23 protein-coding genes and 1 tRNA gene are annotated in these 22,565 nt (G+C 32.1%); 10 read left to right on the plus strand and 14 right to left on the minus strand.

What is annotated here, in order from left to right; all coding sequences use genetic code 11:
- Nucleotides 1–5: 5 nt before the first annotated feature.
- Entirely contained in the window at nucleotides 6–1,274 is a 1,269-nt protein-coding gene (locus HA152_RS01435) for a hemolysin family protein (protein ID WP_209132817.1), read from the minus strand.
- A gap of 18 nt (nucleotides 1,275–1,292) precedes the next feature.
- Nucleotides 1,293–1,365: transfer RNA gene (locus tag HA152_RS01440), tRNA-Ile, on the minus strand.
- 141 nt (nucleotides 1,366–1,506) lie between these two features.
- Between HA152_RS01440 and pyrE the strand changes: the two genes are divergently transcribed.
- Together pyrE and HA152_RS01450 are read left to right on the plus strand one after the other, a co-directional pair.
- The gene (gene pyrE, locus HA152_RS01445) at nucleotides 1,507–2,067 is read left to right on the plus strand and encodes an orotate phosphoribosyltransferase (protein ID WP_209132819.1); all 561 of its coding nucleotides are present in this window, start codon (nucleotides 1,507–1,509) and stop codon (nucleotides 2,065–2,067) included.
- A gap of 10 nt (nucleotides 2,068–2,077) precedes the next feature.
- Entirely contained in the window at nucleotides 2,078–2,914 is an 837-nt protein-coding gene (locus tag HA152_RS01450) for a folate-binding protein YgfZ (RefSeq protein ID WP_209132821.1), read from the plus strand.
- Here HA152_RS01450 and HA152_RS01455 read toward each other — a convergent pair.
- Nucleotides 2,900–4,318: a TM0106 family RecB-like putative nuclease gene (locus HA152_RS01455; protein WP_209132823.1), complete on the minus strand. Its 1,419-nt coding sequence runs from the start codon at nucleotides 4,316–4,318 to the stop codon at nucleotides 2,900–2,902. The genes HA152_RS01450 and HA152_RS01455 overlap by 15 nt on opposite strands.
- Before the next feature lie 80 nt (nucleotides 4,319–4,398).
- On the opposite strand from HA152_RS01455, the gene HA152_RS01460 reads away from it, so the two are divergent.
- Together HA152_RS01460 and rdgB are read left to right on the plus strand one after the other, a co-directional pair.
- Nucleotides 4,399–5,853, plus strand: a complete 1,455-nt coding sequence (locus tag HA152_RS01460; protein WP_209132825.1) for a phosphoglucomutase/phosphomannomutase family protein — start codon at nucleotides 4,399–4,401, stop codon at nucleotides 5,851–5,853.
- Nucleotides 5,854–5,855: 2 nt separating this feature from the next.
- Complete coding sequence (gene rdgB / locus HA152_RS01465) at nucleotides 5,856–6,431, plus strand: RdgB/HAM1 family non-canonical purine NTP pyrophosphatase (protein WP_209132834.1); 576 nt, start codon at nucleotides 5,856–5,858, stop codon at nucleotides 6,429–6,431.
- A gap of 2 nt (nucleotides 6,432–6,433) precedes the next feature.
- Here the strand turns inward: rdgB and HA152_RS01470 are convergent, their stop codons facing one another.
- The 3 genes from HA152_RS01470 to fabI all read right to left on the minus strand — a co-directional run bounded on the left by HA152_RS01470 (nucleotide 6,434) and on the right by fabI (nucleotide 9,401).
- Complete coding sequence (locus tag HA152_RS01470; RefSeq protein WP_209132842.1) at nucleotides 6,434–7,918, minus strand: carotenoid oxygenase family protein; 1,485 nt, start codon at nucleotides 7,916–7,918, stop codon at nucleotides 6,434–6,436.
- A 73-nt stretch (nucleotides 7,919–7,991) separates the two neighbouring features.
- Nucleotides 7,992–8,597, minus strand: coding sequence for an imidazoleglycerol-phosphate dehydratase HisB (gene hisB / locus HA152_RS01475; RefSeq protein WP_209132845.1), 606 nt, complete (start codon nucleotides 8,595–8,597; stop codon nucleotides 7,992–7,994).
- A 21-nt stretch (nucleotides 8,598–8,618) separates the two neighbouring features.
- Nucleotides 8,619–9,401 carry an enoyl-ACP reductase FabI gene (gene fabI, locus HA152_RS01480; RefSeq protein WP_025893966.1) on the minus strand — a complete coding sequence of 261 codons (783 nt, stop codon included), beginning with the start codon at nucleotides 9,399–9,401 and terminating at the stop codon, nucleotides 8,619–8,621.
- Nucleotides 9,402–9,506: 105 nt separating this feature from the next.
- Between fabI and HA152_RS01485 the strand changes: the two genes are divergently transcribed.
- Both HA152_RS01485 and HA152_RS01490 read left to right on the plus strand, forming a co-directional pair.
- On the plus strand, nucleotides 9,507–10,100 hold the full coding sequence (locus HA152_RS01485; protein ID WP_209132847.1) for a thioredoxin family protein: 594 nt from the start codon (nucleotides 9,507–9,509) through the stop codon (nucleotides 10,098–10,100).
- Nucleotides 10,101–10,153: 53 nt separating this feature from the next.
- Nucleotides 10,154–11,359 (plus strand): DegT/DnrJ/EryC1/StrS family aminotransferase, encoded by a 1,206-nt coding sequence (locus tag HA152_RS01490; RefSeq protein WP_209132849.1) that lies wholly within the window; start codon nucleotides 10,154–10,156, stop codon nucleotides 11,357–11,359.
- Here HA152_RS01490 and HA152_RS01495 read toward each other — a convergent pair.
- Genes HA152_RS01495 through folK form a run of 3 tightly spaced genes read right to left on the minus strand, consistent with a single transcriptional unit; the run spans nucleotide 11,344 to nucleotide 13,955 of the window.
- Nucleotides 11,344–12,780, minus strand: coding sequence for a cryptochrome/photolyase family protein (locus HA152_RS01495; protein WP_209132851.1), 1,437 nt, complete (start codon nucleotides 12,778–12,780; stop codon nucleotides 11,344–11,346). The genes HA152_RS01490 and HA152_RS01495 overlap by 16 nt on opposite strands.
- Complete coding sequence (locus HA152_RS01500) at nucleotides 12,777–13,340, minus strand: NUDIX hydrolase (protein WP_209132853.1); 564 nt, start codon at nucleotides 13,338–13,340, stop codon at nucleotides 12,777–12,779. Before HA152_RS01500 ends, HA152_RS01495 begins: the two co-directional genes overlap by 4 nt.
- 51 nt (nucleotides 13,341–13,391) lie before the next feature.
- The gene (gene folK, locus HA152_RS01505; RefSeq protein WP_209132855.1) at nucleotides 13,392–13,955 is read right to left on the minus strand and encodes a 2-amino-4-hydroxy-6-hydroxymethyldihydropteridine diphosphokinase; all 564 of its coding nucleotides are present in this window, start codon (nucleotides 13,953–13,955) and stop codon (nucleotides 13,392–13,394) included.
- Between the two features lie 48 nt (nucleotides 13,956–14,003).
- Between folK and bchD the strand changes: the two genes are divergently transcribed.
- Complete coding sequence (gene bchD / locus HA152_RS01510; RefSeq protein ID WP_209132857.1) at nucleotides 14,004–16,181, plus strand: magnesium chelatase ATPase subunit D; 2,178 nt, start codon at nucleotides 14,004–14,006, stop codon at nucleotides 16,179–16,181.
- Nucleotides 16,182–16,188: 7 nt separating this feature from the next.
- Here bchD and HA152_RS01515 read toward each other — a convergent pair whose 3' ends face one another.
- A complete protein-coding gene (locus HA152_RS01515; protein ID WP_209132866.1) occupies nucleotides 16,189–17,034 on the minus strand; it encodes an MlaD family protein in 846 nt (281 codons plus the stop codon).
- A gap of 5 nt (nucleotides 17,035–17,039) precedes the next feature.
- Complete coding sequence (locus HA152_RS01520; RefSeq protein WP_245211173.1) at nucleotides 17,040–17,843, minus strand: ABC transporter ATP-binding protein; 804 nt, start codon at nucleotides 17,841–17,843, stop codon at nucleotides 17,040–17,042.
- A 114-nt stretch (nucleotides 17,844–17,957) separates the two neighbouring features.
- Between HA152_RS01520 and HA152_RS01525 the strand changes: the two genes are divergently transcribed.
- Nucleotides 17,958–19,343: a gluconeogenesis factor YvcK family protein gene (locus HA152_RS01525; protein ID WP_209132869.1), complete on the plus strand. Its 1,386-nt coding sequence runs from the start codon at nucleotides 17,958–17,960 to the stop codon at nucleotides 19,341–19,343.
- On the opposite strand, the gene HA152_RS01530 is transcribed toward HA152_RS01525, so the two are convergent.
- From HA152_RS01530 to HA152_RS01540, 3 genes are read right to left on the minus strand one after another with little or no spacing between them, the layout of a single operon-like run.
- Nucleotides 19,340–19,870 carry an NAD(P)H-quinone oxidoreductase subunit J gene (locus HA152_RS01530; protein ID WP_209132876.1) on the minus strand — a complete coding sequence of 177 codons (531 nt, stop codon included), beginning with the start codon at nucleotides 19,868–19,870 and terminating at the stop codon, nucleotides 19,340–19,342. The genes HA152_RS01525 and HA152_RS01530 overlap by 4 nt on opposite strands.
- Complete coding sequence (locus HA152_RS01535) at nucleotides 19,870–20,595, minus strand: NADH dehydrogenase subunit K (protein ID WP_209132879.1); 726 nt, start codon at nucleotides 20,593–20,595, stop codon at nucleotides 19,870–19,872. Before HA152_RS01535 ends, HA152_RS01530 begins: the two co-directional genes overlap by 1 nt.
- 4 nt (nucleotides 20,596–20,599) lie before the next feature.
- The gene (locus HA152_RS01540) at nucleotides 20,600–20,962 is read right to left on the minus strand and encodes an NAD(P)H-quinone oxidoreductase subunit 3 (protein ID WP_011817786.1); all 363 of its coding nucleotides are present in this window, start codon (nucleotides 20,960–20,962) and stop codon (nucleotides 20,600–20,602) included.
- A gap of 77 nt (nucleotides 20,963–21,039) precedes the next feature.
- Here HA152_RS01540 and HA152_RS01545 point away from each other — a divergent pair, with 77 nt between their 5' ends.
- Nucleotides 21,040–21,468 carry a rubredoxin gene (locus HA152_RS01545; protein ID WP_209132882.1) on the plus strand — a complete coding sequence of 143 codons (429 nt, stop codon included), beginning with the start codon at nucleotides 21,040–21,042 and terminating at the stop codon, nucleotides 21,466–21,468.
- Nucleotides 21,469–21,477: 9 nt separating this feature from the next.
- A complete protein-coding gene (locus tag HA152_RS01550) occupies nucleotides 21,478–22,491 on the plus strand; it encodes a photosynthesis system II assembly factor Ycf48 (protein WP_209132884.1) in 1,014 nt (337 codons plus the stop codon).
- Nucleotides 22,492–22,565: the final 74 nt, after the last annotated feature.

A 22,565-nucleotide genomic window follows, 5' to 3' on the forward strand; every position in this document is an offset into this window, starting at 1 on the left:
CACATTTAGCTTTTGGGAAAAATTATTTTAACACGATCAATTTTTGGACCTGACATTGAAATAACTTCAAATTTAATGTTATTAAAATCTAAAACGTCCCCAATTTTTGGAACCATTTGAAATTTCTCTAGCATAAATCCAGCAAGAGTATGATAATCTGCTCCTTCTGGGATGGAACACCCTAACTTTTTATTGATATCAATAATTTCTGATTTTCCAGCTATTGACCATTTTTTAGAGAAATTATCTAACATTCTCATGTCTGAACTAATTCTATTGTTAAGCATTTCCTCTCCAACTATTTCGCCATTTAGATCAGCTGCAGTTATTAGCCCCTCTGTACCACCGTGTTCATCAACTACTAGTAAGAAAGGATTGTAGTCTCTTACTATTGGAAATATTTCTGCTAATGAACATGTTTCTATAATTTTTGTCACTGGTAAAAGGAACGGCTCTAATAATGTATTGGCTTCCATTTCCCCTTTTGAAATTGGCTTAGCAAGATAACGCAAATCTAATACACCTAATACATCATCTAAAGACTCGCCAATCACAAAGAAGCGAGCATGGCGAGTTTTATCAACTTGTTTCATAAGTTCTGAAAAGGTTATATTTTTTGGCAAAGTTACCATTTCAGATCTTGGAATCATCACTTCTTTAACCTGTGTATCTTTTAAAGCAAAAACTCCTTCAAGAATATTCTTCTCATCTGGTTTTAAACCTGTTACATTATCTGTTTCTATAAGAGTTTCTAATTCTCCAGCAGATAAACCCGAGTTTAAAGAATCCCATTTGTTATTTAAATTGAACAAGCCTAAACAGGCGCTAGCAAAGAATTCTATCGTTTTCACAATAGGATTCATAGCTTTTCTTACGGCATCAAATATTGTGGTTAACATTAATGCGGCAGATTCTGGATTGTTAATTACTAAAGCTTTTGGAATTAGTCCAGAAACAAGAGTAACAACTAAAACAACAAATAAAAATAATAGAAGATCATAAAATCTATTTGATAAAATATTGCTTTTCCAATAATCATTAGCCAGGTTATTGCTGAGCCATCCAATTGCAATTAATGAAATTGTTACTCCAAATTGAGAAGCAATTAATGAAGATCTAAAGCGTTTTTGAATTTTTAAAATTGAAAATGCTCCTTTCTTTTTTTCTTCTATTAACCTTAAAACTTTACTTGGCCTTATTAATAAAAAAGATAGTTCACTCGCTGCGAAAAAAGCTGGAAAAAATAAAAGAAATAAAAGTAGGGTTATTTTCATTCAATGACAAATGAATAATGGGGGTGGCGAGGATCGAACTCGCCTTAGCCAAATTATGAGTTTGGTGCATTCACCAGATTGCTACACCCCCAAGGGAATTTATGTAATTTTAATTACATTGAATTTCAATATACAATATAAAAATAATATTTCAAAAAACACCTCCTTAGGAAGTTTTTGTGAGATTTCTTTTTTTTCTTCTAATCTTTAAATATAAATTTAACTTTTACTAATGAGCAAATTTTCTAATAAGTATGATTTAAATAAAGAAAAATTGTTAAAACAGTTAATTGAAAAATCTTACAAGAAAGGAAATTTTACTTTATCTTCAGGAAAAAAAAGCAGTCATTATTTGAACTGTAAGCCAGTGTCATTAAATGGCGAAGGCTTAAACTTAATAAGTGATTTATTTTTGGAATTAAAGGACTCAAGGTCAAAAGCTGTAGCAGGATTGACATTAGGTGCAGACCCTTTAGTCAGCGGATTAATTGTCAAAGCAGCTTTGCATGGCATAGACCTTGATGGTTTAATAATTCGGAAAGAAATCAAAAATTATGGTACCAAAGCTGGAATAGAGGGTCCTACATTAGAAGAAAGAACTTTGGTAACTGTTTTAGAGGATGTCGTTACAACTGCTGGTTCAGTGATAAAAGCTATAAAAAAGTTACGCGAAAATAATTATGTTGTTGAAGAAGTTTTGTCTATAGTAGATAGGCAAGAAGGGGGATTAGAAGCCCTTGAAGATGAAAATGTTAAATTAAAGAGTCTTTTTACAATAAAAGACTTTTTATAGTTATTTTAAAATGCAAGATATAAAAAAAAAGTTTTGGCTTGAAAAATTTGATTGTTTTTCTATTACTGGAAAAGATGCCAGAAAATTTTTGAATGGCATAACAACTGGTAATATTCTTGATTCAGAAAATAAAGTTATCAAAACTTGTTGGTTAACTCCAAATGGAGTTCTAAGGTCATTAATCGAAATTAATTTTTTTGAAAGAAACTTAGAAGTAATTATCTTGGCGGGTAACACTAATGAAATAATTGATTACTTTAATCAAATTATTTTTCCAGCGGACGATGTAGTTCTAAGTGAACCTTTCTTGATAAATAGAATTCAGGAAATTGATGAATCTAGTTCATGGAGAACCTTCCAGCCTATTTTCTTCAAAACAGAAGATAAAGAATTTGAAATATATAAAAATAAAATAAATTTACTAAATCCCAATGATTTAAAACTTTGGAAGATTAATCAGGCAATACCCTCATTAGAAATGGAAATAAACGGAAGAAATAATCCTCTTGAGCTTGGATTAAAAGATCTTATAGATTTTAATAAAGGTTGTTATTTAGGACAAGAAACAATGTCAAAAATAAAAAACGTATCTTCTTTAAAACAGGAAATAAGAATTTGGCAATCATTTGAATCTAATTTGAATTTAGACGTTGAAGATAAAAATTTATATATAAATTCTGCCAAGGATATTTCTGCAGGCAAAATCACTAGTTTTTTTAAATCGGATTCTCAAATAAAAGGTTTAGCAATGATAAAAAGGAAATATTTAGAGGAAGGAAGTTATTTTTTTTCAGAAATTTTTGGAAAAATTATTATTAATAAATCTGTAGGATCAATTTTTCTTTAATTGATTTTTGATTAAATATTCCGCAATTTTTAGAGTAGCCAAACAATCATCTTTGTTATATTGGATAATTTTTTTTAAAAATATTTCGTTTCCCGTAATTTGATATTGAATCCACCAATAAAGGGCTTTCGAACCACTTACATTTTTCTGCATCCATTCAAATCCAAGCCAATTAGAAACAGTTTTTAAGCCATAGTTTTTTAGTGGTAATATCCAAGACTTTCGTATTAAGGTATGTAAGTCTATAAATCTTGAGGCAAGTGAATCAATTTCTTCAAAACTAAAATTTAGGTTTTTAGCAACATTAATTATTGCTATCTTTTCAGTCTCTCCGTAATGTAAAACTGGCCATTCATTCTGTGAAAAAAGTATTTCAATAATCTTCCTGTAAGATTCTCCTTTATTGTTTTTAAGATTTAAAATTGGTTTATAAATAAGGTCTTCTTGTTTTGTAAATATATTATTTATTTTTAAAAAACCATATAAAAAGTCATGTTTATTATCTGGATTTGACTCAATATCAAAAATGTAAAATCCCGAACATATTTTTTCTAGTAGATAGTTATTAACATTTTCATTGGAAATGCAATATGGTTTCCCAGAGATATAAGCTTGTGCTTGCTTTATAAATATGGAAGCTTTTTCATACTTTTGATGGTTGAATTTAGATAATTTCTCTCCAAGTTGTTTTTCGCTATACGAAGCTAATGTTTTGGTATCAGATATACCATTTGTTATAAGTAATGAGGCCGTTTTGGATCCTATTCCATCTATATCTGTTAGATATCCATTTTCGTTTGCTTCTTTGTCACAAAATTTTTGCCATGAACAAATAGTACATTTTTTTCTATCTTGAGTTATTTCTGGCATAAATCCCTCTAAGCATTCATTCAAACTTAATAAAACATTCAAAACTTTTTTTCTTAATTTTTTATTTAAATAAATTTCTTCAATATTAGCTTTTTCATCAAAACTTGAAATTACTAATCCTTTCTCAATTTTAGATTCTTGAAAAGATTCCAACAGCATAGAACTAAAAGCTAAGTCGAATAAATGTTCTTTAGTGGTTTTGTGGCCTAACTTATAAACAACAGGTATATATTTATATTGTCCCCATTTACTTTTACCTTTAGTCTTTACAAGTAATTGTGGACGTATCTCTGCATTAATATTTTGTAAAAGATTCCCTTTGATTTTTAATCCAATTACCCCTTGATAACCATTTTCACAGGCTTTTAATCCTGTATATATTTCACCATTACAAAATTCAGAGAAAATTTGAAACTGATTAATTTTATCTATAGCTTTATGGGGAGACCAAACTTCATAAGATTTTTTTCCCTTAAAATCTAGCCATGCTTTTCTTTTGCATCTTGTAAAACTTTTTAAATGAAGAGAATTCAAATTATTTTTTAAGGGCGGTTTTAAAATTTACTCATATAAATTAGTATAGATAATTAAAAGAAATCAAGGAAATTTTAAATTTGACAGCTGATAAATTAAATAATATAAAATTTGGAACTGATGGGTGGAGAGGAATTATTGGATTTGATTTTAATTTATCTAATCTTTCAAGAGTTGCTGTTGCTGCATGCCAGGAGTTGCATTATCAATACTATAAAGAAGTTAATTCAAAGAAAATTATTATTGGATATGATCGTAGATTTATGGCTTGTGAATTTGCTAAGCAAATAGTACCTTTTGTAAGAGGATGTGGTTTTGAACCGATCTTATCTAATAGCTTTGTTACAACACCTTCTTGTAGTTTCTATGCCAAAGAAGCCGGTTGTCTTGGGGCGTTAGTAATTACAGCAAGTCATAATCCATATAATTGGCTAGGTCTTAAAATAAAAAGCTTTAATGGATGTTCAGTTGACGAATCTTTTACAAGTGAAATTGAAAAAAGATTAATGCTTGGAAATTCAATTGAAAAAATAGATGGTGTTAATCAATTGGTAGATATTAAGAAATTTCATTTAGAGCGAATTAAATCCCTTTTTGATATTGAATTTATATCCAATAGATTGAAAAAAATGAAATTGAGAATTTTTGTAGATTCTATGCATGGTTCAGCTGCAAATTGTATGGCTGAGATTTTTGCTTCTAATGATTTAGAAGTTATTTCAGAAATTAGGAAAAATGCTGATCCTTTTTTTGGAGGAAAACCTCCTGAACCTCTTTTAAATTATGTAGATGAACTAAATCAAATACTAATAAAAAATTCAACCAATGAAGTGAGAACTCTAGGAATTATATTTGATGGTGATGGTGACAGAATTGCGGCAATTGATGAAAAAGGAAGGTACACTAGTACTCAAGATTTACTACCATACTTTATTAGCTATTTGGGGAAAATTAAAAATAATTCTTATCCAGTTTTAAAGACTGTTAGTGGTTCAGATATTATTAAAAATATATCAGAGAGTCAAAATAGAGATGTTTTTGAACTTCCAGTTGGCTTTAAATATATTGCTGAAAAAATGATTAAAGAGAAAATATTTATTGGAGGAGAAGAATCTGGTGGAGTAGGTTTTGGTGACTTCATGCCTGAAAGAGATGCTCTATATGCAGCGATGGTTTTATTAAATGGAATTGCTGAAAAATCTCAATATTTATATGAAACCTTAGATGAAATTCAAAAAGATTTTGGGCCAAGTTTTTATAAAAGAATTGATATTAAATTTCCAAATCAGTCAGAAAAAAATAATGTAAAAGAATTTATCATAGATAATATTCCTAAGAATATTAATAATCACAAGTTAAAAAGTATCACAAAGATTGATGGAATAAAGTTGAGAATTGATAAAAATTTTTGGCTTCTTTTTAGATTTTCAGGAACGGAACCTCTTTTAAGGTTATATTGTGAAGCACCAAAAGAATCTTATTTAGATGAGTTATTAGAGTGGGGTCAATTATTCATTAATTTTTCAGGAAAATAAGGATGAAAAATTTATATTTAGCGAGTAAGAATAAAGGCAAAATTGAAGAATATAAGAAATTGCTTTCTGGAGTTAATTGTAAATTATTACTCCAGCCAGAATCATTAGAAGTTGAAGAGGATGGGCTGACATTTAGAGATAATGCAATTAAAAAAGCGAGTGAAGTTTCGAGAAAAACAAATAATTTCTCAATAGCAGATGATTCAGGAATTTGTATTGAAGCACTAGATGGTAAGCCTGGCATCTACTCATCTAGATATGCAGAAAATGATCAGAAGAGAATTGAACGAGTTTTAAAAGAACTTGATGGAGTTAAAAATAGAAGTGCTTTCTTTATTGCCAATATTTGTGTTTGTTCCCCAAATGGTGAATTGATTATTGAATCTGAGGCCAAATGTCATGGAAATATTATTTTAAACCCGAGAGGAAACGGTGGTTTTGGGTATGACCCAATTTTTGAGGAGAGTTCTACCAGATTAACTTTCGCAGAAATGAATAATGATATTAAAGACACTTGTAGTCATAGAGGTAAAGCATTAAAAAAAATTATTCCAGATTTAATTGAAATTTTTTCTTAAATTCAATTAACCCAAGATCCATGAAGGCCATGAGGAATTGAAATGGGTAATTCATAAACAGCTAATTCTTTTAAGTCTTTTGCGTCTAATATCACTAAATCGCTACCTCTTCTTTCTCCATTCCATAGAAGTATAAATAAAAATCCCTCATCTTCTTTTGAAGAGTTTTCTAATGGAACCATAATTGGTTCACTTACAAATCCGCTTGGACCAGCTGACCAAGAAATCTCTTCCTTAGAAGTTAAATTTATTTTTTTTATTGCTTGAAGTGGAGCGTTCCCCAGCTTTTGAGATGTGCTTGCCATCCAACTAAAAGTTGCTGTTAATCCTAAAAACTTAGGATTAACAACAGCAAATTCACAACATTGCTCACTTAAAGTTTCAAGTTCACTAGTTTTTTTCTTTAGATCGATAATTGATCTTTTCAGTTTTCCTTCTGGATATTTATCAAAGTCAATATCCCTAAAATTCTCGTCTGGACCAACTGATGGGAAATCATCATAAAAAATACTATCTAATACGATTTTGGAATCTTTTTCAAATGCATTTACATGATGAAAAACGAATCCTTTTGGAGCATCTATTGTTAAAGGTGGCTGACCTCTAAATAATCCACTTTCTCTAGGGATGATAAAAAACTTTGCCTTTTTATTTGGGTTTGACTTTAGACATTGTGCTGCACCTCTTTGACCCATTACAAACGGAAGAGGATTGAAATCTATAGCATTCTGTAAGAATATTGCCCAATTAGTTGTAATTGCGAAATCATGAAGGAATGCAAAGCCATTAAATGTATCTTTTCTGTCAAAAATGAGCTCTCCAGAATTTGTACCAGCATTATTAAATTCCATTAATCTAATAGTACTTTTTGGCCCGGTTTGTACTCCAAAAGTGACTAAAAGTTCTGAAGATGCATTTGAGTTTAGATCTGTTTTGGGATGGGCACTGAATGCTTCGTTAGGCTTGAGTACCCCTTTTAATGTTGTTAATCCAATAGTGTCAAGACTATCAGGATCCATTGCATGTGGACCAGCTGCTTCCCATAACGCGAGAATTTCATCTCCTAATTTAACTACATGAGTATTAGCGATATTCTTGAATTTTAGGTCTAATGCATTATTTAAAACCCCTCCAATTTTTTGTGTTCCAAAAACACCTCTATAAATAAATTTATTTATTTTTTCTTCTTCCAAATAGCCTTTAGTTTTAACAAATCTATTTGTTAAGAACGGCTGACCATCTTCGAACTTTATGGACGTGATCATTCCATCTCCGTCAAATGGATGATGAACCCATTGTCCACCTCTTTCTAATTTTCCCGGTCCATTTCTTAATAATGTTCCATTTAAATTTCTAATATTATTACCTTTGCTAATTTTTAGAGGCTCCTTAGTTAGCTCCTTTTCTACATTTTGATAGGCACTTGACCAATCTTCTTTGTTAAAACTTTTAATTTTATTAATTTTTTTATCTTGTAAATTAGTCACAACAAAATAATTACTTTTATCTATCTTCGCCAAAAATCAACTCAATTGTGGCTGATTCGAAAAAATTCCTATTTTATTGATTTTCTAGCATTCCTTTACTGCTTGGAATTGAATCAGATCTTCTTAGATCTATTTCGGTAGCCATTCTCATCGCTCGTGAAAAAGCTTTAAAGCAAGCCTCAACTATATGATGTGAATTACTACCTCTTATTTGATTAATATGCAGAGTTATACCACTGTTATTTACAAATGCAATAAAAAACTCTTTAACTAGTTCAGTATCATAATTTCCTATTCTAGGAGCTTTTAATTGAAGATCATAAGATAGATGTGGTCTACCAGAACAGTCTAAAGTCACTTGAACTAATGCTTCATCTAATGGGGCAAAGAAATGTCCAAATCTACTTATTCCTTTTCTTTCTCCCAAGGCTTTTGAAAATGCCTTGCCTAATGCGATTCCCACATCTTCATTTGTATGATGATCATCAATATGAGTATCTCCAATTGCTTTTATTTGTAAATCGAATAAACCATGACTGGATATTTGATGAAGCATATGATCTAAGAATGGTATCCCGGTTTCAATCTCGGAAATCCCATTCCCATCTAAATTTATAAATACAGAAATATCTGTTTCATTAGTTTTTCTTTTTATTTCAGATTGCCTTAGAGATGACATTTTTATGCAAAAAAACGTAGTTTACATTCCATTAATGCAGTAGCCCGCATCAACATAAATTGTTTGGCCGGAAATCCCGCTAGAGAGATCACTTAATAAAAAGGCAGCAGTATTGCCTACTTCTGTTTGAGTGACTGTTCTGCGTAAAGGAGCCTTTTCTTCAACATTGTGAATCATATCTAAAATGCCACCTATAGCAGAACTAGCAAGTGTTCTTATAGGTCCAGCACTTATTGCATTAACTCTGACTTGTTTTTCGGGCCCAAGTTCTGCAGAAAGATATCTTACTGAAGCTTCTAAAGCTGCTTTAGCGACTCCCATCACGTTATAGTTAGGAATCGCCCTTTCTGATCCTAAATAAGTTAATGAGACAACTCCAGCACCATCACTAAAAAGTGGTTTTGCTGCTTTACATAAAGGTGCTAACGAATACGCACTTATATTAAGAGCCCTATCAAAACCCTCTGAAGTGGTAGCACTATAATCTCCAATCAGTTCATCGCGTCCTGCAAATGCTAAGCAGTGAACTAATCCGTCAATTTGCCCCCAATTGTCTTTTATATTTTTAAAGATTTCTTCAATTTGAGCTGGATTTTGAACATCAAGAGGCAAAAATAACGATGGGTTTAAAGGTTCAGTTAGTTCTCTAACTTTAGACTCGAATCTTCCCTTATCATCAGGCAAATATGTGATTCCAAGTTCTGCGCCAGCTTTTGAAAGTTGTTGAGCGATACCCCATGCTATTGAACGATTATTGGCAATTCCTGTAACAAGAATTTTTTTGCCAGTTAGATTTAGAAGCATTTTGTTTATTATTTCTATTATTCTCCTATATAAAAGTACCTATCTTTACGGATTACTGCAAAATATACAATAATTTTCAAATATCAAAGAATTTTAAACTTGAACATGGTCAGAACAAATTCTATGGTTTTGGAATTAGGTTTTCAATTACCTAATTTCCAAATGTTAAATGCTAATTCTTCAAAAAATGAATATTTTAATTCTCATAATCTAGATAAAAGGCATTTACTTTTGATGTTTATTTGTGCCCATTGCCCATTTGTTAAATATCTTGAGAATCAAATTTTCACCTTAAGTAAAGAAATTGAAAATACAGTTCAAACAGTTGCAATTTCTAGTAATGATATTGTCACTCATCCTTCAGATTCTCCTAAAAATTTGAGATTACAAGCACAATCACAGGGATGGAGTTTTCCTTATCTATATGATGAAAATCAAAATTTTGCTAAGGAATTAAAAGCGGCTTGCACCCCAGATTTTTATCTTTTTTCAAATGAAGGAGATGGTGATTTTTTATTGTTTTATCATGGCCAGTTAGATGATAGTAGACCAGGTAATAATATCCCTCTGTCTGGAAAAGATTTGCGCTCTGCTGTAAAAGATTTGAATCAAAATAATTCTTATCCTTCAAAGCAGATGCCTTCTTTAGGTTGCAATATAAAATGGACCCCTGGTCAAGAACCAAGTTGGTTTAAATGAATTAAAATTTTTTTTTACCCATAGAAATATGGTTTAGGGTTAATATATTCACTATGCAGATTCCTCCATTTACTTTAAATAGGCAGTACCAAGAAATTGGCTCAGAAATTGAGAGTGAGGTTTCCAAAGTTTTAAAAGGGGGCCAGTATATTGGAGGACAAGAAATTGCCAAATTTGAGGAGAGTTTTTCTAGTCTGATTGGTGTTGAAAATACTATTGGATGTAATAGTGGAACTGATGCTTTAGTATTAGCTTTGCGTGCATTAGATATTGGTGTGGGTGATGAAGTTATTACCTCATCTTTTAGCTTTTTTGCAACTGCAGAGGCTATTAGTGCAGTTGGTGCTAATCCTGTTTTGGTAGATATAGATCCAGAAACTTATCTCATTAATACTGAACTAATAGAACAAGAAATAAATTCTAATACCAAGGCAATTATGCCAGTTCATCTATTTGGTAATGCAGTGAATATGAACTTAATAAAATCTTTGGCCACTAAATATGACTTAAAAGTAATCGAAGATTGTGCTCAGGCAACATGCACAATGTGGGAAAATTCCAAAGTTGGAAGTATCGGAGATATAGGTTGTTTTAGCTTTTTCCCTACTAAAAATTTAGGAGCTGCTGGAGATGGTGGAGCCGTAACAACTTCAGATCAGAAGACTGCTAAAAAAATTAGAGAACTGGCTGTTCATGGCAGCCCAATAAGATATCACCATACCCAAATTGGATATAACAGCAGACTTGATACCATTCAAGCTGCCATATTAAACATTAAAATTAAGTATATTTCTAAGTGGATTAATAATCGCCAAAAAATTGCTAAGAATTACCTTGATTTATTAGAAAAAAATCCATTTATTAGTTTTCCAAAAATTAGCTCTGATTCAATTTCCCATTCTTGGAATCAATTTGTTATCAAATTAAGAAACGATAAATATTTTTTAAATGAAGATTTTTCAAATTTATTTGATACTGATTGCAAAAAATACTATTCCTTAAGGAATTTGGTGAAACAACAACTTTTTGAAAAAGGTATTAATTCAATTATTTATTATCCAATTCCAATACACGCACAAATAGCTTACAAAAATAAAAATTTTTCTAGAACAAAACTTATAAATACAGAGAGAATTTGTACAGAAGTTCTTAGTCTTCCAATGTTTCCTGAAATTTCTTATGAAGAGCAAGTTTATGTAGCAGAAAATTTAAATAAAGTTTTAAAGGATTGTATAGGGGAAATTCAAATTTCGGCATAAAGTGATTTAAATAATCTTTGTTGTATTTTGTGATTGACAATAGGGCTTGAATAATTATTTTTTTCTAAATTAGATATCTCCCCATTTAATAATTCTGAATTTGACACTTTAGATAATTCAGGAATCCAATATTTTATATATTCGCAAATAGGATCAAATTTTCTTGCTTGGGTATATGGATTAAAAATTCTAAGCGGTTTTGGATCCATACCGCTACTGGCGCTCCACTGCCATCCCCCATTATTTGCAGCTAAGTCGCCATCAACCAAAGTCTCAATAAATTTTTTCTCACCCATTTGCCAACTACATATAAGATCTTTTACCAAAAATGAAGCGACTATCATCCTACATCTGTTATGCATCCAACCAGTGCTATTTAGTTGACGCATTGCAGCATCAACTATAGGTACTCCGGTCTCTCCGTTGCTCCAATGTTGAAACCATTCATTATTGTTTTGCCATGGAAAGTGATCCCATTTTTTTCTATATGGACCTTTCTCTAGCTCTGGGAAATGGAATAAGCAATGTTGATAAAATTCACGCCAAACAAGTTCTTTTTGCCAAGTTTCAATTGATAGGTAATTTTCTTGATTTGCAAAATCTGAATTTAAATTTAATGTGGCATTCCAAACTTTTCTAATGCTGATGGTGCCGAATCTAAGAGATGCACTTAGAAATGATGTTCCATTATGAGCAGGAAAATCTCTAGAAGAATTATAAGAATATATTTTTTTTTCGTTAATGAAGTTTTCTAATAATGTCTCTGCAGCATTCTCTCCAGGTCTACATGGACAAATATGCGAACCAGAAAATTTGATATTTTTGATAAATTTCTCTAGAACCGAATCAGATGAATTTATTGTCTTATTTTCTTTGAATTTATTATCTATATCTTTCAACTGGAAAACAACTTTATCTTGTTCATATGAACCTAATAAATTCATTTTTGATTTAAGGTTTTTATAAAAAGGTCCATAAACTGAATAAGGATTATTATTCCCTGAAAATATTTTTAAAGGTTCTACTAATAAGTGATCCCAAGTTTCAATAACTTGAATATTTTGTTCTTTTAAATTATTTTTTATTTCTAGATCTCGATTAATCTCATAAGGTTCAATTGATCTATTCCAACAAACAAACTTAGCATCTATTGTCTTTGCTAATTGAGGAATTATTAATACCGGATCTCCTTCTCCCATTACTAATCTACTGCCCATTTTTGCCCAATTATTTCCTAATTCTTGAAGCGAATATCCTAGAAACCAAGCTCTTGAACTTGCATTGAAATCGTGTGAGTAATTTTTATCAAATATATAAGTTGAAGTAATAGCATTTGATAATGAAAATGCTTTGATTAAAGCTTGATTATCAAATATTCTTAAATCCTTTCTATGCCAAAAAAGTATTCTAGGTTTATTCATAATTTATCTAAAAATTGTTTAGCTCTAAACCAAGCCGTCACGGTTTTTGCGTCAAGCACTTCATCCCCACTAGAAATAAGATTATCTAGTTCGTCGGGTTCTAAAATTAATACTTCTATATCTTCATCTAAATCTCCTTTAACCTCGGAATTGAGTTTGTTTAAATCGCGAGCTAAAAATAAATAAATTTCTTCATCTGCATAACCAGGAGCAGGGACGAGAGTTCCTAGTTCCTCCCATTTGTTTGCACTGAATCCAGTCTCTTCTTGTATTTCTCTTTGAATTGAATTAATAGGTGTTTCACCTATTTCTAATGTACCTGCTGGAAATTCTAATAAATACCTTGAAACAGCAAATCTATATTGCCGAAGAATGATAACCTTATTGTCTTTTGTAATAGGTACGGCTAATGCTGCCCCTGGATGTTTAATATATCCATATTCACCTTCATGTCCATTTGGAAGCTCAATTCTATTAATTTCGAAACTAAATTTTTTTGACTTTAACTCAGATATTTTTTCTTTAAAAATGGATCTTTTTATAAAGTTTTTGTAGCCCATAATTTTTAAATTAAAATATCCTAACAGTTATTTTTTGGTTTTGTAAACCATTTATATAGACCATTTTGGTGCATCAAACTTTGTGATTTTTTGGCTTCTACTTAAGATTTCAGATAGTGGTGTAATAACGAAATTCCGATTCATGAATCTAGGGTGGGGCAATGTTAATTCCTCGTCAACCGTATGAAAATCTTCCCACCAAAGAATATCTAAATCGAGACATCTTGATAGCCATTTCTTCCCCTTTGGCGTCTCTTCTCGTCCGAAAAATCTCTCTAACTTTTTTAGCTCTTTTAAAAGTAATTTCGCGTTTTTATTTGATGGTTTAGGAAAAGAATTACTTGTTATAAGTAAAAGAGTATTTAAATAATTTGGCTGCTCATTTTCAACACCATGGGGTAATGTCTCATAAATTGAAGACCAAAAAAAGTTTGCATGAAATTTGCTTTCCTCTTCTTTTTTTTTGTTGGAACTATCTCCCCACTCATTTATTATTTCCTCTATTTTTGGTTTGCAAATCAATAATGACTCAAGAGGGCTTCCGAATTTACTATCAATATTTGCTCCGAGGGATATACATAGTCCATTTTTGATATTAAGATTTGATAATTCCACTACAAAAAACAAAGTTATTGGATAAATTCTATATCAGGCATTTTTAAAGTGATTTTGAACCCCGAGTTAAAAGAAAAAGGAGAAATAAAAGATTTAATGAACTCAAAGGATTCTTTTAGAGCTTTTCCTTTGGCGGCAATTACTGGTCATAGCTTATTGAAATTATCTTTGCTTTTGGCAGCAGTTGATCCGAGTTTAGGAGGAGTGATTATTGCTGGCGGAAGAGGTACTGGTAAGTCAGTATTAGCAAGGGGGCTGCATACTTTACTCCCTCCTGTAGAGGTATTAGATAATGAATCAATACTGGAGACACTATCTGAGAGAAATAGTAATACTTCATTAAGACCTATTGGTAGGAACCTAGATCCACATAAACCAGAGGAATGGGATATTAGTACTAATAAATTGTTAGAGGAGGTAATTGGAAGTGATTATTTGAATCAAATTGATGAAATTCCAAAAAAAGTAAAGGAGGCACCATTTATTCAAGTTCCTATTGGTATAACTGAAGATAGACTTGTTGGATCAATTGATGTCGCTGCCTCATTAAGTACGGGAGAACAAGTGTTTCAACCTGGAATTTTGGCAGAGGCTCATAGAGGAGTTCTTTATGTAGACGATATCAATTTATTGGATGATGGTATTGTAAATTTAATTCTTGAAGCTACAGGAAGAGAGAAAAATAATATTGAAAGAGATGGTTTAAGCCTTTCTCATCCTTGTAAGTCACTTTTAATAGCAACTTATAATCCTGAAGAAGGTGCTTTAAGAGATCATGTTTTAGATCGTTTTGCTATTGTGCTTTCCGCAGATCAATCTATTGATAATACTCAAAGAGTTGAGATTACAAAATCTGTTTTGTCACACGCAGAAAATAATATTAAATTTTCAGAAAAATGGTCGGAAGAATCTGATAATTTATCTACTCAATTAATTCTGGCAAGGCAATGGTTAAAGGATGTCAAGATAACGAAAGAGCAAATAACCTATTTAGTTAATGAAGCACTTAGAGGAGGAGTAGAAGGGCATAGGTCGGAATTATTTGCGGTAAAAGTTGCAAAGGCTAATGCAGCTCTTCGAGGCGATGAGAATGTAAATTCTGAAGATTTAAAAGTCGCAGTAAGGTTAGTTATTCTTCCTCGAGCAATGCAAATACCTCCAGAAGATGATGATATTCAACCACCTCCACCAGAGGATCAGAGTCCCCCACCCCCACCTCAATCCAACAATGAAGAGTCTGAACCTGAGACTAGCGAAAATGATAATCAGCAAGACCAAGAACAAGAAGAAGATAATTCTGATGGAGAAGAAGAATCTACTCCCGAAATACCTGAAGAATTCATTTTAGACCCTGAGGCATGTAATGTTGATCCTGATTTATTGCTTTTTTCATCAGCCAAAGCTAAAGCAGGGAATAGCGGGAGTAGATCAGTTATATTTAGTGACAGTAGAGGAAGATATGTAAAACCTATTATTCCAAGAGGTAAATTAAAAAGAATTGCTGTAGATGCTACCCTCAGAGCTGCTGCGCCTTATCAGAAATCGAGAAGATTAAGGAACCCTAATAAATCAATAGTTATTGAAGAAAATGATTTTAGAGCAAAGCTTCTGCAAAAAAAGGCGGGGGCTTTAGTAATTTTTCTCGTTGATGCTAGTGGCTCTATGGCTTTAAATAGAATGCAAAGTGCCAAAGGCGCTGTAATAAGACTTTTAACAGAAGCATATGAGAATAGAGATGAAGTAGCTCTTATTCCTTTTAGAGGTAATCAGGCAGAAGTGCTTTTGCCTCCAACAAGATCAATAACTGCTGCCAAAAGAAGGCTGGAAACAATGCCTTGTGGTGGTGGATCCCCTTTAGCACATGGACTAACACAATCTGCAAAAGTAGCAAAAAATGCTCTTTCAACAGGAGACATAGGTCAAGTTATTGTTGTGGGGATCACTGATGGCCGGGGAAATGTACCATTAGGATTATCTCTAGGTCAAAATGAGGTTGAGGGAAAAGATAATGAAAATGTCAATTTAAAACAGGAGGTTCTAGATATCGCTGCAAAATATCCCATGCTTGGGATAAAACTCTTAGTAATTGATACAGAGAGAAAATTTATAGCAAGTGGATTTGGTAAAGAATTAGCAGAGGCTGCTCAAGGGAAATACGTCCAATTGCCCAAAGCTACAGATAAAGCAATTGCAGCTATGGCTTTAAATGCTATCAATGAATTCTAAATAATTATTATGGATAAATTTCGTTAAGGAATTTTGAAAGTCCAATCGTTAAATCTCTTATAGATTTAGTTAATTCTTTATCTTGTGTTAATTTTTCAAAATCATTGCTCATGTCATCTATTTTGGTTGAGATAGACCTAGCAGCATTAATTGTCAATTTAATGTCATTAAGGGTTTCTTTGTCATCAATAGCAGACAAAATGTTATTTAAATGATCTGCAGCAATTGTAATTTCTTTTATAAGAGGTTCCACTCTTTGTAGTTCTTGTTTTGATAAATAAATTAATTCATCAAGATTTTCTTGTGTTCTGTCAAATTGGTCAATTGAGTTAACGATGTTTTCAACTAAGTTTTCTTGATTTGTGTCTTTTAAAAGTTGACTAATTCTATTAGTTATATTTGAGAGACTTGATAGTTGTTTGCCTGAGATAGTATCTCCCTGACAAATAATTAATTTGGCATTACATTTTTCCGATATAGGTTTTGCAATGTTTTTAGGAATTGTCTTGTCACTAGTTTCTAAAGCAACTTGTACATCTCCTCCAAGGAAAGAATTTGTAACTACTCTTGCAAATGCTGGCCTTGGAAGAATAATTTCAGGGTTATTTAAAACTATTTTTGCTTTAATTGATTCATTCGTGAACAAGATATCTTCTATCGATCCAACTAAGATTCCCCTGTAAGTAACTGGAGATTTTTTTGATAAACCGCTTGCGTTATTGAATTCAGCAAAGAGGTACCAATTTTTTGAAGATAATCGCACTCCTCTTAGCCAAAAAGAAAAAAATGTGAATATTAAAATTCCTCCTAATAAGGAAAAACCAACTATTGAATCTCGTAAGCTTCTACGCATAATTTCTAAATGTCTTTGGGTTGCATTGGACCATCAAGTTTTCCATTTCTAAATTGAAATACATAGGGATCTTTACTCTTTTTAAATTCATCAATCGAGCCTGCCCATCTGAATTTGCCTCCATAAAGCATTAAAACTTTATCTGAAGTTCTTTCTATAGTACTAAGAACATGGCTAACTACAATAGATGATCCGCTTGCTTTATGATTTGTCTTATTAATTAAATCTTCAATTCTTGATGAGGCAATGGGATCAAGGCCGGCAGTTGGTTCATCAAAAAGTAATAAAGGTTTAGACTTTGCATTAAGAGTTTGATCAGTAATTAATGCCCTTGCAAAACTTACTCTTTTTTGCATGCCTCCACTTAATTCATTTGGAAGTTTATTCTCAATATTAAATAATCCTACCTCAGCTAAACATTCACGTACTATTTCATGAATTGACTTTTTCGATAGGTTTTTATTTCTCTTGAGGAGAAAACCTACATTTTCTTCGATAGTTAGAGATCCTAATAAAGCGGGGTTCTGAAAAACGAGTCTTACATCAGGAGGATTATTTTGATCTAATCTTAAATATGTTTGCTTCTCACCAAATATTTTTAATTCTCCTTCGGTAGGTAAAATTAGTCCTGCTAGTATTTTTAATATGGTTGATTTACCAGAACCTGAGGGGCCAACAATAGCTAATTTCTCTCCATCATTAAGTTCAAAATTTATTTGATTAAGAACATTAACTGCCCCCCAGCTTATAGAGAGGTTTTTTGTTTCAACTGCATGCTTTGATTTTTTCAAAACTTCTATAAAAAGCATCTATATATTTCATTTTGCCTATATTTAAAAATAAAAAAAGGATGTATGAATTTGATTTATAATGATTTTACATAGTCTTCAAATTTGAGAAAAATAATTTAAGAGGTTTTTTTAATGAATAAGCGTAAAAAAAAGGTTAGAAGGTACTATAAAAGCTTTAAAAAGACTAATTTTGTATTGTTAAGCAAAATCTTAAGGATTTTGAGTTGGCTTTTGCCTGGATTAGTAATAAAAAGATGGATGCTTACATCTGCGATAGGATTTTTGACTACATTATTAGGCTTCGTAATTTGGACAAATTTAAGACCGCTCTATTGGCTTATTGAAATCTTTTTTGGGGTAATGACAGGTTTAACAAGTATTTTGCCTGTTACATTAATGGGACCGTTGATTGTTGTTATTGGACTATTATTGATCGGGATTGGACAAAATAGAAGTATTAATTCAATTCAAAAAGCGCTTGTTCCAGAAAAAAACACATTTTTAGTTGATGCATTAAGAGTTAAAAGTAAATTAAACAGAGGTCCAAATATTGTTGCAATTGGAGGAGGTACAGGTTTATCCACTTTACTGAAAGGCTTAAAAAATTACAGTAGTAATATTACAGCAATCGTAACTGTATCCGATGATGGTGGAAGTAGTGGAATTCTCAGAAAACAATTAGGTGTGCAACCTCCAGGAGATATTAGAAATTGTTTGGCAGCTTTATCAAACGAGGAACCTACTTTAACTAGATTATTTCAGTACAGATTTTCAGGGGGAAGTGGTCTAGAAGGTCATAGTTTTGGAAATCTATTCTTATCAGCTTTAACAACAATTACGGGCAGTTTAGAAAAAGCAGTTCAAGCTTCTAGTAAGGTTTTGGCGGTACAAGGTCAAGTTTTACCTGCAACAAATATTGATGTTATGTTATGGGCTGAATTAGAAGATGGTGAAAAAATTTTTGGTGAAAGCAAGATCAGTAAATCTAAAAAATTAATTTCGAGGATTGGTTACCTTCCAGAAAATCCTTCAGCTCTTCCAAGTGCTCTTGAATCTATAAAAGAAGCTGATTTAATTGTTCTTGGCCCAGGTAGTCTATACACTTCTTTATTGCCTAATCTGTTAGTACCCGAGATAGTGGATGCCTTATTGCAAAGTAATGCTCCTAAAATTTATATAAGTAATTTGATGACTCAGCCTGGAGAAACAGATGGACTTGATGTCTCTCAACATATCAAAGCAATAGAAAAACAATTATCAAATTTTGGAGTTAAAACTAGAATTTTTAATTCAATCTTATCTCAGATTCAATTTGAAAAGTCTCCATTAGTAGACTATTACGAAAGTAGAGGGGCAGAGCCTGTCAAATGTAATAAAGAAAAATTATTATCTGAGGGTTATTATGTTTTGCAAGCACCATTATATTCAAAAAAAATAACTCCAACTCTTAGACATGATCCAAGGAGATTAGCAAGAGCAGTTATGTTTATTTACCGCAAATTAAAGAAAATAAACTAATAAGCATCTTGGAGTTCATAGAAATCTGGCTGAATATAATCTTTTCGTAGTGGCCATCCTCTCCAATCTTCAGGCATTAATAGTCTTTTGGGATTTGGATGATCAATAAAATTTATTCCATACATATCAAAAGTTTCTCTTTCTTGCCAATCACTTCCTTTGAAAATTTCATACAAACTAGGGATTGATAAATCAGAATCTCTTTTTAAGAAAACTTTTAATCTCACTTCCTTAATTTTTTCGATTTTTTGTAAATCATCAACAGTTATAAAATGGTAGAAACTAACAAGATTTCTGCCTGGTCCTTCATCATATCCTCCTTGACATTGAAGATAGTTGAAACCGTAATTTCTCAAGGCAGATACAGCTTCATATAATTTGTTAGGTTCCACAGAAATGTTTTCAATTCCTAGGTGATCATCAGATAAAGATTGATTTGGAATTCCATCTTTAGTCAAAGATTGGCTTATAAACCCTTCTTTTTCTATTGAAGTATCTGAAGATGTGGCTAAACCGTCTTTTTCCATTAATCTTCTGTAGAGTTAATAATTTCAGTGTTTTCAGGTAATTCGGTTATTTGTTCTTTTTTGGAAGAAGGTATGACGTTAGCTGAAGTTTTGTTTAGATATTCACCTGTATTTTCTGAGAAAACAAGATTCATTTCGTGATCAGATGTTATGTATCTGTGAGTTTGCTCTGTTTTTGTGCGCTCTAAAATTGATTCATTACCAACTTTTTTTCTTAATTTAATTACAGCATCAAAAATTGCTTCTGGTCTTGGTGGACATCCTGGGAGGTATAAATCAACTGGTATCAATTTATCAACACCTCTTACAGCAGTTGTAGAATCTGCACTGAACATTCCCCCTGTGATTGTGCAGGCACCCATAGCAATAACATACTTTGGTTCAGGCATCTGCTCATATAGTCTTACAAGGGCTGGGGCCATCTTCATTGTTACTGTCCCTGCAACTATTAGTAAATCTGCTTGCCTTGGCGAGCTTCTCGGCACTAATCCAAATCTATCAAAATCAAATCTAGATCCAATTAAGGCAGCAAATTCTATAAAACAACAAGCTGTTCCGTACAAGAGTGGCCATAGACTGCTTAGTCTAGCCCAATTATGAAGATCGTCTAAGCTTGTCAATATAATATTTTCGCTTAAGTCTGTAGTAACTTGAGGTGCACTAAGAGGATTGCAAGTCCCTTCTCGAATTTCTCTTATTGCTTTTGGGGATAATTGTGGATTCAATTTTTTAACTCCATTCTAAAGCACCCTTTCTCCATGCGTATGCCAGAGCGATAACGAGTATTGCGATGAAAATTAAAGCCTCAATAAAGGCTAATAATCCTAATCTATTAAAGGCAACAGCCCAAGGATAAAGGAATACCGTCTCCACATCAAATATAACGAAAACTAAGGCAAACATGTAATAACGAATATTAAATTGAATCCATGCTCCTCCTATAGGCTCCATTCCGGATTCATATGTAAGTTTTCTTTCTCCAGTTCTGCCTTTTGGGGCAACGATGAGATTAGTAACTAGAGCTAATACTGGAACAGCTGCGGCGATTAGAAGGAAACCTAAAAAGTATTCATAGCCAGTTAATAAAAACATCTTAAAAAATTAATTTTGAATAAAAGTCGCTTAATTAAGCAAAATCTTTTAAAGTTCTTAAAGAACAATAATAAACCGTGAGTGAAAACATTCAACCAACCTCTGAGGAAAACAAAATAGTTGAAGATTTTGAGAAAGAAAAACTTTCTGAAAATTCCTTAGAAGCAAATGTTGAACAACCTATACTTAATCTAGAACAAAATAGATTCGAATGTAGAAGTTGTGGATATATTTATGATCCGTCTGAAGGAAATAAAAAATTAAACATACCTAAAAATACTCCTTTTTCAGAGTTAGATGGGAATACTTTTGCTTGCCCTGTTTGTCGAGCCGGTAAAAATTTTTATAAGGATATTGGATCTAGAGCAAAACCTAGTGGATTTGAAGAGAATTTAGTTTATGGATTTGGATTTAATAGTTTACCTCCAGGACAAAAAAATATATTGATTTTTGGAGGGTTGGCGTTTGCTGCTGCTATGTTCCTTTCTTTGTACTCTTTGCATTAATATAGTTAAATGAAAAATTTTTTTACCAGTATTCCTAATCTTCTTTTATCTGTTGTTCTCTGTTTTGTTTTAAGCAGTTGTTCATCTACAGGTGTCAAGATGAATGAAAGCAGCCCTTGGAAAACAATTCAGTTTGAAGATCAGGCTAATGCTTTAGATGTTGATTTTATAGATGATAATCATGGGTTTTTAGTAGGCTCAAACAGATTGATTATGGAATCTACTGATGGTGGTGAAACATGGGAAAAAAGATCATTAGATATCTCTGCTGAAGAGAACTTTCGCCTTCTCGATATTGATTTCAAGGGTTCTGAAGGTTGGTTAATAGGGCAACCCTCTCTCGTAATGCATACTTTCGATGAAGGTAAAAATTGGACTAGGCTTTCACTTGGGAAGTTACCAGGCCAGCCTTTCTTAGTTACTACTATTGATGAAGGAGTTGCTCAATTGGCGACAACCTCAGCAGCTATTTATGAAACTTCCAATAGCGGTGAAACATGGGAGGCAAAAGTATCAGACCCTTCGGAACAGGGAGGTATAAGAGATTTAAGAAGAACATCTAACGGTGATTATGTGAGCGTAAGTAGTCTTGGGAATTTCTTCTCTACTCTTGATAGTGATAGCAATACTTGGATTGCTCACCAAAGAGCAAGTAGTAAGAGAGTGCAAAGCATTGGTTTCAATCCAGAAGGAAGTTTATGGATGCTTTCAAGAGGTGCGGAAATTAGATTTAATGAAGATTCTAATAATTTAGAAAGTTGGTCAAAGCCTATAATTCCTATTCTTAATGGTTACAATTATTTAGATATGGGATGGGATCCAAATGGTGACATATGGGCTGGCGGTGGTAATGGCACTTTAATAGTAAGTAAAGATCAAGGTGAAACTTGGAATTCAGATCCTCTTGCTTCTGCATTGCCTACTAACTATATAAAAATAGTTTTCCTTGATAAGGAGTCTTTAGATAATCAAAAAGGATTTATACTTGGCGAGCGTGGTTACATTCTTAAATGGAATGGCTAACTAAATCTGTAATAACTTAAGAAAATAATAAAAAAAATCTTAATTTTGGATGAATTTAACAACTGTCTGTAACC

The sequence above is a fragment of the Prochlorococcus marinus XMU1412 genome (assembly GCF_017696315.1).
Taxonomy (GTDB): domain Bacteria; phylum Cyanobacteriota; class Cyanobacteriia; order PCC-6307; family Cyanobiaceae; genus Prochlorococcus_A; species Prochlorococcus_A marinus_AF.